Origin of the sequence: Azotobacter beijerinckii (genome assembly GCF_900110885.1) — a bacterium.
Taxonomy (GTDB): Bacteria; Pseudomonadota; Gammaproteobacteria; order Pseudomonadales; family Pseudomonadaceae; genus Azotobacter; species Azotobacter beijerinckii.
This window is the reverse complement of record NZ_FOFJ01000005.1, coordinates 49,903-64,013: the sequence shown is the minus strand read 5'-3', so window position 1 is coordinate 64,013 and position 14,111 is coordinate 49,903. Positions and strand designations below refer to the sequence as shown.

The 14,111-nt window shown below is 70.0% G+C and carries 11 protein-coding genes; 8 read left to right on the top strand and 3 right to left on the bottom strand.

Annotated features, from left to right (window positions below):
• The first annotated feature begins 309 nt into the window (after positions 1 to 309).
• Positions 310 to 2,076 (top strand): ABC transporter ATP-binding protein/permease, encoded by a 1,767-nt coding sequence (locus tag BMY22_RS03985; protein ID WP_090619757.1) that lies wholly within the window; start codon positions 310 to 312, stop codon positions 2,074 to 2,076.
• Here the strand turns inward: BMY22_RS03985 and BMY22_RS03980 are convergent.
• Both BMY22_RS03980 and aqpZ read right to left on the bottom strand, forming a co-directional pair.
• On the bottom strand, positions 2,062 to 3,168 hold the full coding sequence (locus BMY22_RS03980; RefSeq protein WP_090619756.1) for a glycoside hydrolase family 5 protein: 1,107 nt from the start codon (positions 3,166 to 3,168) through the stop codon (positions 2,062 to 2,064). The two genes, BMY22_RS03985 and BMY22_RS03980, sit on opposite strands and share 15 nt — an antisense overlap.
• 160 nt (positions 3,169 to 3,328) lie before the next feature.
• Positions 3,329 to 4,033, bottom strand: coding sequence for an aquaporin Z (aqpZ, locus tag BMY22_RS03975; protein ID WP_090619754.1), 705 nt, complete (start codon positions 4,031 to 4,033; stop codon positions 3,329 to 3,331).
• 260 nt (positions 4,034 to 4,293) lie between these two features.
• Between aqpZ and BMY22_RS03970 the strand changes: the two genes are divergently transcribed.
• From BMY22_RS03970 to BMY22_RS24810, 6 genes are all read left to right on the top strand, one after another.
• Positions 4,294 to 5,241 carry a shikimate dehydrogenase family protein gene (locus BMY22_RS03970; protein WP_244158791.1) on the top strand — a complete coding sequence of 316 codons (948 nt, stop codon included), beginning with the start codon at positions 4,294 to 4,296 and terminating at the stop codon, positions 5,239 to 5,241.
• Positions 5,242 to 5,281: 40 nt separating this feature from the next.
• The gene (locus BMY22_RS03965) at positions 5,282 to 6,325 is read left to right on the top strand and encodes a Gfo/Idh/MocA family protein (protein ID WP_090619751.1); all 1,044 of its coding nucleotides are present in this window, start codon (positions 5,282 to 5,284) and stop codon (positions 6,323 to 6,325) included.
• A gap of 116 nt (positions 6,326 to 6,441) precedes the next feature.
• Entirely contained in the window at positions 6,442 to 7,251 is an 810-nt protein-coding gene (locus BMY22_RS03960; protein WP_090619750.1) for an IclR family transcriptional regulator, read from the top strand.
• A 260-nt stretch (positions 7,252 to 7,511) separates the two neighbouring features.
• Complete coding sequence (locus BMY22_RS03955) at positions 7,512 to 8,855, top strand: MFS transporter (protein WP_090619748.1); 1,344 nt, start codon at positions 7,512 to 7,514, stop codon at positions 8,853 to 8,855.
• A 91-nt stretch (positions 8,856 to 8,946) separates the two neighbouring features.
• Positions 8,947 to 9,762 carry a sugar phosphate isomerase/epimerase family protein gene (locus BMY22_RS03950; RefSeq protein ID WP_090619747.1) on the top strand — a complete coding sequence of 272 codons (816 nt, stop codon included), beginning with the start codon at positions 8,947 to 8,949 and terminating at the stop codon, positions 9,760 to 9,762.
• A gap of 572 nt (positions 9,763 to 10,334) precedes the next feature.
• Entirely contained in the window at positions 10,335 to 10,898 is a 564-nt protein-coding gene (locus tag BMY22_RS24810; protein WP_244158790.1) for a hypothetical protein, read from the top strand.
• 124 nt (positions 10,899 to 11,022) lie between these two features.
• On the opposite strand, the gene BMY22_RS03940 is transcribed toward BMY22_RS24810, so the two are convergent.
• The gene (locus tag BMY22_RS03940) at positions 11,023 to 12,762 is read right to left on the bottom strand and encodes an FAD-dependent oxidoreductase (RefSeq protein WP_090619745.1); all 1,740 of its coding nucleotides are present in this window, start codon (positions 12,760 to 12,762) and stop codon (positions 11,023 to 11,025) included.
• 476 nt (positions 12,763 to 13,238) lie between these two features.
• On the opposite strand from BMY22_RS03940, the gene BMY22_RS03935 reads away from it, so the two are divergent.
• Complete coding sequence (locus BMY22_RS03935) at positions 13,239 to 14,093, top strand: universal stress protein (protein ID WP_090619743.1); 855 nt, start codon at positions 13,239 to 13,241, stop codon at positions 14,091 to 14,093.
• Positions 14,094 to 14,111: the final 18 nt, after the last annotated feature.

Below are 14,111 nucleotides of genomic sequence, written 5' to 3'. Positions count from 1 at the left end.
TCGCCAGCGGGCGGCTGAGGTGAAAGGGATGTCGTTCGGCGAGTCGGAGATGCCCGTGCTGGGGAACGTTCGGCGGCCGGCGCCGGAGCGCGGCCGCCAGCGCGGCGCGAGGCCGTCGGCCCTGCCCGTCCCCGTGCGGCCGAGACCGCTCCCCCACCCTGTCGGGCGTCGCCGCCACGCCCCCCACGCGCCGCCCCGGCAAAAACGGCTTGAAGCCATTCCTCCAGGCGTGATACTGCACGGCCCTTACGGTCTGTTCGCCCTCCTCCGGGCAGAACCCCGACCGGCGCGCAGACAGGAGGTTATCGAATGCCGATGAGCCAGAGCAGCCCGGATCATCCCTCCTTGCGGTGGCAGTTCGCCCACCTGGTGATGCCCTACTGGAACAGCGAGCGCAAGTGGCCGGTGCGCGGCGCCGTGGGCATGCTGGTGCTGCTGACCCTCGGCCAGGTCGGCCTGGCGATCTGGACCAGCTACTGGCACCGCGAACTCTTCGACGCCCTGGAGGCGCGCTCGCTCAACACCCTGCTGCTGCAGATCGCCACCTTCGCGCTGATCTTCGCCCTGACCATGCTGGTCACCGCGGTGCACCTGCACATCAAGCGCTGGCTGCAGCTGGACTGGCGACAGTGGCTGACCCTGCACCTGCTCGACCAGTGGCTGGTGCGCGCCCACCACTACAAGCTGCAGTTCACCAGCGGCGAGCACGACAACCCCGACGGGCGCATCGCCGAGGACATCCGCATCGCCACCGAGAACGCGATCACCCTCGCCCATTCGCTGCTCTTCTCCCTGCTGATCCTCGGCAGCTTCGTCGACATCCTGTTCAAGCTTTCCGGCAGCCTCGCACTGCCCGGCACCGACATCGTCATCCCCGGCTTCCTGGTCCTGCTGGCCTTCGTCTATGCCGGCGGCGGCAGCGTGCTGGGCCTGCTCCTCGGCCGGCCGCTGACCCAGTCGACCAACCGCCTGCAGACCGTCGAGGCGAACCTGCGCTTCGGCCTGGCGCGGGCCCGGGAGAACTCCGAGTCGATCGCCCTGATGCACGGCGAGGGCATCGAGCGTCGCTACGCCGGCCGGCTGTTCGCCGACGTCGGCCGCGGCTGGAACCGCCAGACCGTCGGCTACCTCGGCATCGTCTCCTTCTCCGCCGGCTACGGCGCCCTGCTGCCGGTGTTCCCGGTCCTGGTCGCGGCGCCGCAGTACATCGCCGGGGCGATGACCCTGGGGGTGCTGATGCAGGCGGCGCAGGCCTTCCAGCGCCTGACCTCGGCGCTCTCCTGGCCGATCGACAACCTCGGCGAGCTGGCCAAGTGCAAAGCCTCGGCGGACCGGGTGGCCAGCCTCTACAACGACATGCTGCAACTGGAGGAACAGGCGCACCAGCCGGTCGAGCACCGTATCGAGCTGGGCCACGGACGGGCCAACGAGCTGGTGTTCCGCGACCTGTGCCTGGCCAATCCGGATGGCGAGATCCTCGTCGAACGGCTCAACGCCACCATCCACCGCGGCGAGCGGGTACTGATCGCCGGCGACCCGGCGGTGACCATCGGCCTGTTCAAGGCGGTGGCCGGGCTGTGGCCGTGGGGCAACGGCGAGATCCTGCTGCCCGACGATGCCGGCATGGTCTTCCTCTCGCAGCACCCCTTCCTGCCCGACGGCAGCCTGGAGTCGGTGCTCAGCTACCCGCACGAACCCGGCCATTTCGGCCGGACCGAGCTGCACCATGCGCTGGAATGCGCCGGAGTGGCCTGGCTGACCCCGCGCCTGAACGATGCCGACAGCTGGAGCCGGGTGCTGCCGCTGCGCGCCCAGCAGTGCCTGGGCATCGCCCGACTGATCCTCCACCAGCCGCCCTGGGTGTTCCTCGAGGAAGCCACCGACGCCTTCGATCCCAAGGGCGAGGACTGCATGCTGGCCATGCTCTGCCGCGAGCTGCCCGACTCGACCCTGCTGACCATCAGCTTCCACGCCGGGCTCGAACACCACCACTCGCGCAAGCTGATCCTCAACCGCCAGGCCGAGCCGCGCTTTCTCGCCTGCGCCAACGAGCTGTGCGCCCTACGCAAACGCTGAGGGCAGCCAGCCGCGCTCGACGCTGTCGCGGAAACACCAGGCCGGGGTGGTTTCGGTCTTGTAGTTCCAGAAGAACCAGCCCTGGTACTTCTCGAAGGTCGCCAGCTGGGCGGCGGCGTAGCCGCGGTAGGCGACGCTCTCCTGGAAGGCGTCCATCTGCTCCAGGGCATGGTTGAACGGCCCCGCGGCCCACAGCGACACCACCTTGAGGTCCAGCCCCAGGCTCCACTCGCCGCAGATGGTCGGCAGGCCCAGCTCGGTGATGACCGCGTCGGCCTCGGCCTTCCAGTCCCCGGCGGCCTTGCGCATGTGGCCGTAGATGTCCATGTCGATGTCGCCGCGCTCGAAGCACTGGTAGCGGTGGATGTCGAAGATCACGTTGCGGTACTGCGGCGCCTGCATGAAGCCCAGGTATTCGCGGAAGTCGCGGAAGCCGTCGTGGAAGATCACCGCCACCCGCTCGGGCGGGCAATGCCGGCGGATGCGCGCGTAGGCGTCCAGGTTGTAGGCCTTGAGGTAGTCGGTGGGCACGTCCCAGCGCGGCTCGTTGAGCACCTCGATGGCGTGCAGCGCCGGGTGCTCGCGGTAGCGCTCGGCCAGCCGCTCGAGCACCGACAGCGAGTGCTCGCGGTATTCCGGGCGGGTGTGCCACTCGCAGACGTCCTTGATCCCGCCGTTGTCGAAGCCGTTCTGGCAACCCGGCGCGGCATGCAGGTCGAGCACCACGTGCAGGCCGCATTCCCAGGCCCAGGTCATGGCCCGGTCGAGCACCTCGATGCCGCCCTCGACGAAGGGATAGCGGGCCTCGCCGTAGCTCGGGTGATAGGGGTAGTCGGGGCCGAAGATCCAGTGGCCGACCGGAATGCGCACGGCGTTCAGGCCACGCTCGGCCAGCCAGGCGAAGTCGTCGCGGGTGATCCAGCGGTTCCAGTGGGCACGCAGGCGCTCGCCGGCCCGCTCGCCCAGCTCGGCGCACCAGGTAGTCTCGTCGGTGGCCGCCAGGCCCTCGAACAGGCTCGGCACCATCCACTTCTCCAGCACCAGCCAGCTGCCCAGATTGACCCCACGCAATTTCAGGCCGTTCTTGTTCATCCTTGCGCTCCCCTGCGGAAAAAGCCTTTTCATTAGCATAGATGGCCCGCTTCGCTGGAGCCGCAACGGCGCAGATCGAATGCAGTTTGCAGGGTGGGGCCGCGCAGCGCTGCGCGGCGGATGGCGAAAGCGGCCGGACGGCTCGCGCCCGGCGCCCCGCTCACGACGGGCGGGAGGGGCCGGGCTCCTCGGCGATCAGCCGATAGACGGCGGCGCCGAGCAGCGCGCCGCCGATCGGCGCGATCCAGAACAACCAGAGCTGGCCGATCGCCCAGCCGCCGACGAACAGGGCGACGCCGGTGCTGCGCGCCGGGTTCACCGAGGTGTTGGTCACCGGGATGCTGATCAGGTGGATCAGCGTCAGGGCCAGGCCGATGGCGATCGGCGCGAAACCGGCGGGGGCACGCTTGTCGGTGGCGCCGAGGATGACCAGCAGGAAGAACAGGGTCATCACCACCTCGGTTAGCAGTGCCGCCAGCAGCGAGTAGCCGCCCGGCGAATGGGCGCCATAGCCGTTGGAGGCGAAGCCCTTGGCGACCTCGAAGCCGGCGGCGCCGCTGGCGATGACGTAGAGCACGCCACCCGCCGCGATCCCGCCGAGTACCTGGGCGACGATGTAGGGCGCCAGGTCCTTGGCCGGAAAACGCCCGCCGGCCCACAGGCCGATGGACACCGCCGGATTCAGGTGGCAGCCGGAGATATGGCCGATGGCATAGGCCATGGTCAGCACCGTCAGGCCGAACGCCAGCGAGACGCCGTGCAGACCGATGCCGACCTGCGGGAAGGCGGCGGCGAGGACCGCGCTGCCGCAGCCGCCGAGCACCAGCCAGAAGGTTCCGAGAAACTCCGCGCCATACCTGTTCATTTTTCCGACCTCCCTGGGGTCGTGGGGGAACGCCTCGCATGCTCGAGGCGCACGGCAAGTCTAAGTCGGAGGGGGACGGCGCTCCTTTGGCGGGAAACTGATTCCCACTGGATGGGCTTGCGCACTCGGCTAGTAGCGTTCTAGTGGCACCCCGACCGCGCCGGGCGAAGAAGTTGCGCGGCAACGCTTGCAGGGGCGGCAGCGGGGTTGCGCTCAAGAAAAAATGGAATACAATTCCAAAAAATACAAAAATTCCTAAAATGTCCAACCCTCGCACCCACGCCCTGCCCATCGTCCCGACGCCCCATCCCCAGGTCGCCGCCTGCGCCCGTCCCCGGCCGGCCGCGAACCCAACGCCCGAACATCCATCCGCGGAGAACCCGACCATGAACGACGCCCTGCTCATTCCCAGTCCCACCGGCAGCACCCGGCTGTACGCCGTGGTCGGCGATCCCATCGCCCAGGTGCAGGCTCCCACCCTGCTCAACCGGCTGTTCGCCGAGCGCGGCATCGACGCGCTGATGCTGCCGGTGCAGGCCGGCGCGGCGGACTTCGCCACGGTGATCGAGGGCCTCAAGCGGATCGGCAACCTCGACGGCCTGCTGATCACCGTGCCGCACAAGCTGGCGGTCGCCGCCCATGCCGACGAACAGAGCCTGACCGTCGCCCTCACCGGCAGCAGCAATGCCCTGCGCCGCCAGGCGGACGGCCGCTGGCTGGCCGACAACTTCGACGGCGCCGGCTTCGTCGCCGGCCTGCGCAATGCCGGGCGCGACCCCGAGGGCTGGCGCGTGGCGCTGTTCGGCAGCGGCGGCGCGGGCAGCGCGATCGCCGTCGCCCTGCTGCAGGCCGGCATCGCCCGCCTCGACCTGTTCGACGTCGACCGGGCCCGCGCCGGCCGCTTCGCCGAACGCCTGGAGCAGCACTGGCCGGGCCGGGTGCGCGTGCTCGAAGCGGCGCGGCCGGGCGAGGTGGAGCTGGCGATCAACGCCACGCCGATCGGCATGCGGCCCGACGATCCGCTGCCCTTCGAGCTGGACGGCCTGGCGCCGCGCACGCTGATCGCCGACATCATCATGAAGCCGGCCGAGACCCGCCTGCTGCAGAGCGCCGCGGCCCGGGGCCATGCGGTGCAGCCGGGCATCCACATGCTGAGCAGCCAGCTCGGCCTCTACCGGCAGTTCTTCGGCCTCGATCCGGCGCAGTGACCGGCCCACGCCACCCCGACAAGCACAAGGAAGTCAGCCTATGTCCACGCCTCTGCGTATCGCCCTGATCGGCGCCGGCGTCATGGGACGCCAGCACGTCCAGTACATCCGCCAGGAAGCCGGGATCGAACTGGTCGCCATCGGCGATCCCTTCACCTCGGCGCTGGCCGACGAGTACGGCGTCCCCGCCTTCGTCGACCACCGCCGGATGCTCGAACAGGTCCGGCCCGAGGCGGTGATCATCGCCAACCCCAACGACCGCCACGTGCCCACGGCGATCGACTGCCTGGAGGCCGGCATCGCCACCCTGCTGGAAAAACCGCTGGCCTGCTCGCTGGAGGAGGCCCGCCGGCTGATCGAGGTGCAGGCGCGCACCGGGGTGCCGCTGCTGGTCGGCCACCACCGCCGGCACAACCCGATCGTCGCCGAGGCCCGGCGCATCCTCGCCTCCGGCGCCCTCGGCCGGCTCGTCACGGTCACCGGGCTGTGGCTGGCGCGCAAGGACGAGCGCTACTTCGACGCCGCCTGGTGCCGCGAGCCGGGGGCCGGCGTGCTGCTGATCAACCTGGTCCACGACCTCGACCTGCTGCGCTTTCTCTGCGGCGAGATCGCCAGCGTGCAGGCCCTCGCCAGCCACGCCGCGCGCGGCTTCGCCGTCGAGGACAGCGCGGCGCTGCTGCTGCAGTTCGAGAACGGCGCGCTGGGCACCCTGAGCGGCTCGGACGCCACCACCGCACCCTGGGGCTGGGACCAGAACGCCGGGGAAAACCCCGCGGTGTTCGCCCAGCAGCCCGAGCAGCCGTGCTACCTGCTCGCCGGCACCGAGGGCTCGCTGAGCGTCCCGCAGCTCAAGCTCTGGCGCTACGGCGAGGAACGGGGCTGGCACCACCCGCTGCTCTGCCGCCAGGGACAGCCCTCGCCCGGCAGCGCGATGCACAATCAGTTGCGCCATTTCGTCCAGGTGGCGCGCCGCGAGTGCCCGCCGATCATCGACGCCGCCGATGCCGCACGGACCCTGGCGCTGGTCGAGGCGGCCCGCCAGGCCGCCCGCGAGCGGCGCCCGGTGACGCCGCAGGCCCTGTAGCCCTAGAAGAGGCCGCTGCGCTTTGCACGGGTCGCCACCTCGGAATAGGATTCCGTAAATTAATCCCACGCCCCGAACTCCATCCGGATCGGGCCTCGAACCGCCAAGGAATCCCCATGAGCAATGCCCTGGAACGCGGCCTCTCCGCCTTGGAACTGCTGGCCGGCAACGCGGCCGGCCTGCCCCTGCAGCAGGTCGCCGAAACCCTCGGCATCCCGCCGAGCGCCACCCACCGGATGCTCAACTGCCTGGTCGAGCAGGGCTACGTCCGCCAGGAACACCAGCACGGTAACTACATCCTCGCCCTCAAGGTGGTGTCGCTGGCCCTCAAGCACCTGTCGCAGAGCAGCCTGGTCGACCTCGCCCGGCCGGTGCTCGAGCGCCTGGCCGGGCTCTCCGGCGAGCTGGTGCGCCTCGGCATCGTCGACGCCGACCGCCTGGTATGGGTCTCCAAGGCCCAGGGATCGCGCTCGGGGCTGCGCTACGACCCGGATGCCGGTGCCGAGGCCAAGCTCTGCTGCACCGCCTCGGGACTGGCCTGGCTGAGCTGCCTGAGCAACGAGCAGGCGCTGGAGCTGGTCTACCGCCAGGGGCTGGCCAAGCCCGGCGAATACGGCCCCAACGCGCCGATCACCGTCGAGGACCTGCTCGCCCGCCTGCAGCGCGCGCGCAGCCTCGGCTACGCCACCGCCGACGAAAGCTTCGAGGCCGGCGCGGCGGCCCTCGCCACGGCGATTCGCCATCCCCAGCAGCCGGGCGCGATCGGGGTGATCAGCATCGCCGGCCCCAGCGTGCGGCTCACCGCCGAGCGCATGGAGGCACTGGTCCCGGCCCTGCTGGAGGCCGCCGGCGAACTGGCCGCCACCAGCCTGGACTGCGTGTCCAAGCTGTCCGTGATGACCTCGACCCAGGCCCCCGCCCCCTGAGCCGTCCGGCGGGCGCTCCGCCGCCGGCCGCCCCGCCCTTCGCCCCTTCGCCCTGCCAGCCCCGCCTCCGTCGGATGCGGGCGCGGCGTCCCTTCGCCCGCAATCTGAAAATGGAATAATCTTTGTAATTGGAATGATGTTCCATAAAATGCTACTGTCCATTGGCCCTCCGGGAAAAACTCTCCCGGAGCCACGGCCGGCGGCTCGCCCGCCGGCTCGAACGCATCTCTGCACAACAACAACAAATTGGAGGTACACGAATGACGACTTCCGCTCGCGTGGACGTCGGCACCTTCCTCGACGCTCGCTCGATAGGTGCTCGGCAATGGCTGGTCCTGCTGCTCGGCTTTCTGGTGCTGGTCTTCGACGGCTTCGACACCACCGCCATGGGCTTCATCGCCCCCGCGCTGATCGACGACTGGGGCGTGCTGCGCCAGGATCTCGGCCCGGTGATGATGAGCGGCCTGCTCGGCCTGGCCGCCGGCTCGCTGACCGCCGGCCCGCTCGCCGACCGCCTCGGCCGCAAGCTGGTGATCGTCGGCTCGGTGCTGTTCTTCGGCCTGTGGAGCCTGGCCTCGGCCTATGCGACCGATATCTTCACCCTGAGCGTGCTGCGCTTTCTCACCGGCATGGGCCTCGGCGCCTCGATGCCCAACACCGCCACGCTGGTCGCCGAATACGCGCCCCAGCGCCGCCGCTCGCAGATGGTGACCTTCATCTACTGCGGCTTCGCAGTCGGCGCGGCCTTGGGCGGCATCGGCAGCAAGGCGCTGATCGATCACTTCGGCTGGCGCTCGGTGCTGGTCGCCGGCGGCGTGCTGCCGATCGCCTTCGCCGTGCTGCTGCTCCTGCTGCTGCCCGAGTCGATCCGCTTCCTGGCCCAGCACCCGGCGCTCAAGGGCCGCCTGATCCGCGCGGTGAACAAGGTCGCACCCGGCCTGGCGAACGGCGACACCCAGTTCTACAGCTCCGAGGAGCAGGTGCAGAGCGGCAGCTCGGTCGGCGCGCTGTTCGCCCCCGGCTACCGCCTGGGCACCTGCATGATCTGGCTGACCCTGTTCATGGGCCTGCTGACCATGTACCTGCTCTCCAGCTGGCTGCCGCTGATCAGCCGCGACGCCGGCCTGAGCCTGGCCGACGCCGCGATCATCGGTTCGCTGCTGCAACTGGGCGGGGTGGTCGGCAACGTCACCGTGGGCCTGAAGATGGACCGCTGGAACCCCCACAAGGTGATCGCCCTGACCATCCTCGGCGGCGCCGCCTGCGCGGTGCTGATCGCCCTGCTGCCGCCGACCATGGCGGTGCTCTGCCCGCTGATCCTGCTCCTCGGCTACTTCGTCAACGGCGTCTCCCCCGGCTGCTATGCCCTCTCCGCGCACTTCTACCCGACCCGGATGCGCGCCACCGGGGTGAGCTGGGCCACCGGCATCGGCCGCCTCGGCGCCATCAGCGGGGCCGGGATCGGCGCGCTGATCCTCGCGGCGAACTGGAACTTCAGCCAGGTCTTCCTGTTCCTCGCCGTCCCCTCGCTGTTCGGCATCCTCGCCCAGTACCTCAAGGGACGCCAGGCGCGGCCGGCACTGGCCGCCGCCCCGGCCCTCTGACGGCCCGGCGGACCGCCCGGTCCGCCGCCGCCATTCCGCTTTTCCGACTCCGGGGCGGCCGCGCCGCCCCTTCACGTTCCCGGAGACTCCCATGCAACCGACCTATTCCATCGCCCAGCTCACCGCCCTGCAGCTGAGCCCGCTGCAGATGATCGAACTGGCGGCGCGCACCGGCTACGACCAGGCCGGCGTGCGCCTGCTGCCGGTGGCGCCCGGCGCCGTGGCCTACCCGCTGATGACCGACAAGCCGATGCTGCGCGAAACCCTGGCGCGGATGAACGACACCGGCGTGCGCATCTTCGACCTGGAGCTGATCCGCATCGGCGCGGAGTTCGATCTCGAACGCTACCTGCCCTTCCTGGAAACCGGCGCCGAACTGGGCGCCCAGGCCGTGCTGGTGGCCGGCGACGATCCCGAGGAGGAGCGCCTGGTCGAGCACTACGCACGGCTGTGCGACGCCATGCTGCCGTTCGGCCTGTCGGCGGACCTGGAATTCATGCCCTGGACCCCGGTGCGCGACCTGGACAGCGCCCTGCGCATCGTCCGCCGCGCCGACCGCCGCAACGGCGGCGTCCTGGTCGACGCCCTGCACTTCGACCGCTCGGCCAGCCGCTTCGAGCAGTTGGCCGAGATCCCTGCCCAGTGGCTGCACTACGCGCAGATCTGCGACGGCCCCGCCGAGCGCCCGACCACCGACGAAGGGCTGATCCAGGCCGCCCGCGGCGAACGCCTGCTGCCCGGCGAGGGCGGCATCGACCTGCGCCGGCTGTGGCGCGAGCTGCCGGCCAGCCTGCCGGTGAGCATCGAGATCCCCAACGACCGGCGCGTCGCGGAAATGGGCAGCGAAGCCTGGGCCCGCGCCGCCCTGCAGGCAGCCAAGGCGCTGGTGGAAAGCGTGCGCGACTGAGGCGAGCCGCCTTTGCGAAGAGCCCGCCGGACCCGGCGGGCGTCGGAACCGCGAGATCGGGCCAGTGGCGACCGCCCGGCTTTCGTTTCGGAACGAGGCCTTGCGTCGACTCCCCGCGCCATGGCCGTAATCCCGTCCCACGCAGTCGTTGCGCCGATTCAGGATCGTGGGGCGTGCCTTGGCGAACGCGGCGTGCAAGAATCGGGCGGTCTGCTTGAGGGGTATCGGTGGGTCTGGCGACCACCGAGATCGCCGGTCCATGCGGACCTCATCAAGCGCTATCCATTTGATTTTCAATGAAGCGTCCCAGGAACCCTCAAGCTCCGGGGGCTGTTTCGATAGTTCGTGTGGCGACGAGCGACAAGACTCGCGCCGCGGTGCTCATGACCTGAGTCGGGTGACCTCTTGGCCGTGGGTGGCCCGACTCGGCGGCCGACCGGCGCCGCTCGCCAAGCCATGGCAGCAAAGGCTTTCACAGGGAAGAATGCACGGGGGCAGTCGCGTTGCCGCCGCCTGTGCCGCTCACTGAACGGTCGGGCGTTTTCGGCTTGCGGGAAAACTCGAGTGAGGTGATGAAATTGAACCAGCGGATCGAGAAACCAACGGAATCGGCTTCCGATGCGTCGTCGCCGGCGAATAATGACCCGGCCGCCCTCCCGGAGGGGGCTGCCGAAGCGGCGGCCGCGTCGACGACAGCTCGCAAGAGCAGTGCCCACGAATACGCCAGGGCTGCCATCGTCGGGGCGAAGCGGCTGACGGCGGCGGCGGCAACCGGGACAAAGACTATTTCCGGCAAGGTTGTGGCGAAGGTCAAAGAGGTCGATGCGAATCACCGGGAAGTGGCCAGCAAGATAGACACGGTCTCCATGGGATTGGGCATTACCTCCGGCGTGGTGACCGCCGGCGCAGCGCTCGCCGCCCCGACCGGGCTAAGTGCGATAGGCGTCGCTCTCGGCCTGACCAGTGCTCCCTTGATCGTGACGGCCGCACCGCTTGTCAGTGCTGCAGCGGCTGTGACGGGGGCCATCTCGGGCGGGGCGTATTTCTATTCGAAATGGAAGTCGGCGAAGAAAACGAAAGCCGATCTGGCGGCGCAAGACGCCCAACCGGTCGACTCGCCGGATGCGGCGCCATAGGGCCGACGAACGACGAAAAGGGACGGCTTCCGATTCGAGACTGCTCCCCCGCGCGCCCGGACCGGCGCCATGAAAAAGCCCTCGCCGGGCGGACCCGGCGGGGGCTTTTTCATAGGGGGAAGACTCAGGCGACGGCGGACTTCGCCTCCTGGGCCTGAGGCGCCCGGGCCCGCGCCACGGCGTGCTGGGCGGCGAGGTAGGCGAAGGTCAGACCCGGACCGAGGGTGATCCCCGGCCCCGGGTAGGTGCCGCCCATGATCGAGTGCATGTCGTTGCCGACCGCATAGAGACCGTCGATCGGCGCGGCGTCGCCGTCCAGCACGCGGGCGTCGGTGTCGGTGGCGAAGCCGGTGGCGGCGCCGATGTCGCCGGGGTAGAGGCGCACCGCGTAGAAGGGCGCGGTGCCGATCGGCCCGAGGTTGGGGTTGGGCTGCTGCGCCGCGTCGCCGTTGACCCGCTGGTAGTCGGTGGTGCCGCGCCGGTAGTCAAGGTCGACGCCGGTACGTGCGTATTCGTTGATCCGCCGTACGCTGTCCTGCAGCCCGGCGGCGTCGATGCCCAGGCGCCCGGCCAGCTCGGCGAGGGTCGAACCTTCGACGAGATAGCCGTCGGCGAGGAACGGCTTCAGCCCCTTGCCGCCCGGGCGCACCATGCCCAGGCCGTACTTGCGCAGGCCCTCGGCATCGGTGACCAGATAGGCCGGCGCCACCCCGGCCTCCTGCATGCCGATGCCGAACAGGTGGTAGGAGGTGGATTCATTGAGAAAGCGCCGCCCCTCCCGGTTCACCGTGATCATCCCCGGCTTGCCGCGGTCGAGGATGAAGTGCGGGAAGGCCGCGACGCTGCCGTCGCCGCGCTTGCGGATCGACACCGGCGCCCAGAAGGCGTGGCTCAGGCCGGGCTTGCCATAGTGGGCGCCCACCGCCTCGGCGACGTCGTGGGCCTGCCCGGTGTGCCCCGGCGCCCCCGGGCACCACTGCGGATCGCTGCCCGGCAGCAGCGCGCGGCGCCGCTCGGGATGGCGGTTGAAGCCGCCGGAAGCGAGGATCACCCCGCCCTTGACGACGATCCGCCGCTTCACGCCCTTCTGCGACACTTCCAGCGCCTCGATGCCGGCGGTGCCGCGCTGCAGGCGGTCGAGCCGGCATTCGGTGAGCACCGGCACGTCCCGCGCGTCCAGCGAGTGCAGGAGACTGGCGATCAGCGCGTTACCCATCACCAGGCGGGTGCCGCGCGGATGGCGCAGGCGGTCCAGGGCATGCCGGGAGAGCAGCTTGACCGCGTGGCGGAACGAGGCGAACGAGCGGGTCAGCTTGAGCAGGTGGTTGACGTCGTCGCGGTCGATCATCATGCCGCCGAGCACGGTGAACTCGGGGATCGGCGGACGCACCAGGCGAAAGCGCTCGCCGAGCAGCCGGCCGTCGAAGGGCAGCGGCTCCAGGGCGCGGCCGCGCAGGGTCGAGCCTTCGAGGTCGGAGATGTAGTCCGGGTGCAGCGGGCGGGCGCGGTAGCGCACCGAGGTGCCGGTTTCGATGGCCTTGACCGCCTTCGGCCCGTTCTCCAGGAACACCCGGCGCAGCTCGGCGCTGGAACGCTCGCCGACCGCCAGGTCGAGGTAGCCGCCGACCTTGGCCAGGCTGTCGTCGTGCACGCCGATCTCGGCCGCGTGGTGGCTGTTGGGAATCCAGGTGGTGCCGGCGGAAAACGCCGTGGTGCCGCCGACGTACTCGGTCTTCTCCAGCAGCAGCACCTTGGCGCCCTGCAGCGCGCCGAACAGCGCGGCCGACATGCCGGCGCCGCCGGCGCCGACGACGACGATGTCGAAGCTTTCGCCGTCCTGAATCTCTTGAAGGGTCGTTCTCATTGTTATGGGTCTCCGGGCGGATTGGAAAGCCGGGGGCCCGCCGCCGTGCACGCAGGCCGGCAGACGGTCGAGACAGGCTTTTCTGGAATTACATTCCAGAAAATAATCCAATCCCTCCATTCATTCAAGAACGAGGTTCCATTTTCTGCAGAGCAGCCGCCGGACGCCCGCGGCAGGCCGCGGCGTGCCGCTGAACCTCGCATCGACCGCGCAGCCATGCCCGTACCTACCGAGCGGCAGGACAGGTATCCTTCAGCTCCTCGAGCACGTTCGTCGAAGCCTTCGATTTCAAGGAGGCACCGAACCGGGTCGCCATCGACCTGTCCCGTACCCACCTCCGGGACATCGCCGCGCGGGGGCGGCGCTGGAGGTGCTCGGCCTCGATGCGGCCAGCGCCCCCTCGCCGGCCGCTTCGGCGTGCACGACCCACCCGATGCCATCGAGCTACCCATGGAACACTGAAAAAGGAACGACCCATGACTCGGATTACGGCCTGCATCGACGGCTCCGCAGCCACCGCGGCGGTCTGCGACGGCGCCATCTGGGCCAGCCGGCGCCTCGGCCAGCCGCTGACCTTCCTGCACGTACTGGACCGCGGACGCTACCCGGCGCCGGGCGACTACAGCGGCGCCATCGGCCTGGGCAGCTGCGAGCACCTGACCGACGAGCTGACCCGGCTGGACGTGCGGCGTGCCCAGGTGGCCCTGGAGCAGGGCCAGGCGATCCTCGCCGCCGCCCGCGCACGCGCCCTGGCCGCCGGCCTGGAGGAGCCGGAACTCTGCCAGCGCCACGGCGATCTGGTCGAAACCCTCGCCGAGATGGCCGCCGACGTCCGCCTGCTGGTGATCGGCCGCCAGGGCGAGGACAGCCGGCGCCACGCCGGCCAGCCGATCGGCAGCCAGCTGGAGAACGTGACCCGCAGCCTGGCCCGGCCAACCCTGGTCGTGCCGGACGACTTCAAGGCACCGGGCAGCCTGCTGCTCGCCTACGACGCCAGCCCGAGCGCCCGCCAGGCGGTGAGCACGCTAGCCGCCAGCCCGCTGGTCAAGGGCCTGCCGCTGCATCTGTTGATGGTCGGCGAGGACAACGCGCTGACCCGCGCCGCGCTGCACGACGCCCAGGCACAGCTGGAGATCGCCGGCTTCCTGGTGATCCCGGCGATCCGCGAGGGCAACCTCGAGCCGGTGCTGCATGCCTACCGGCAGGAGCGCGCCATCGACCTGGTGGCGATGGGCGCCTACGGCCATTCGCGAATCCGCCGCCTGCTCCTCGGCAGCACCACCAGCCAGATGCTGCACAAGTCGCGAACGCCCCTGCTGCTGCTGCGCTGAAAGCGCCCGCCCGGCGCG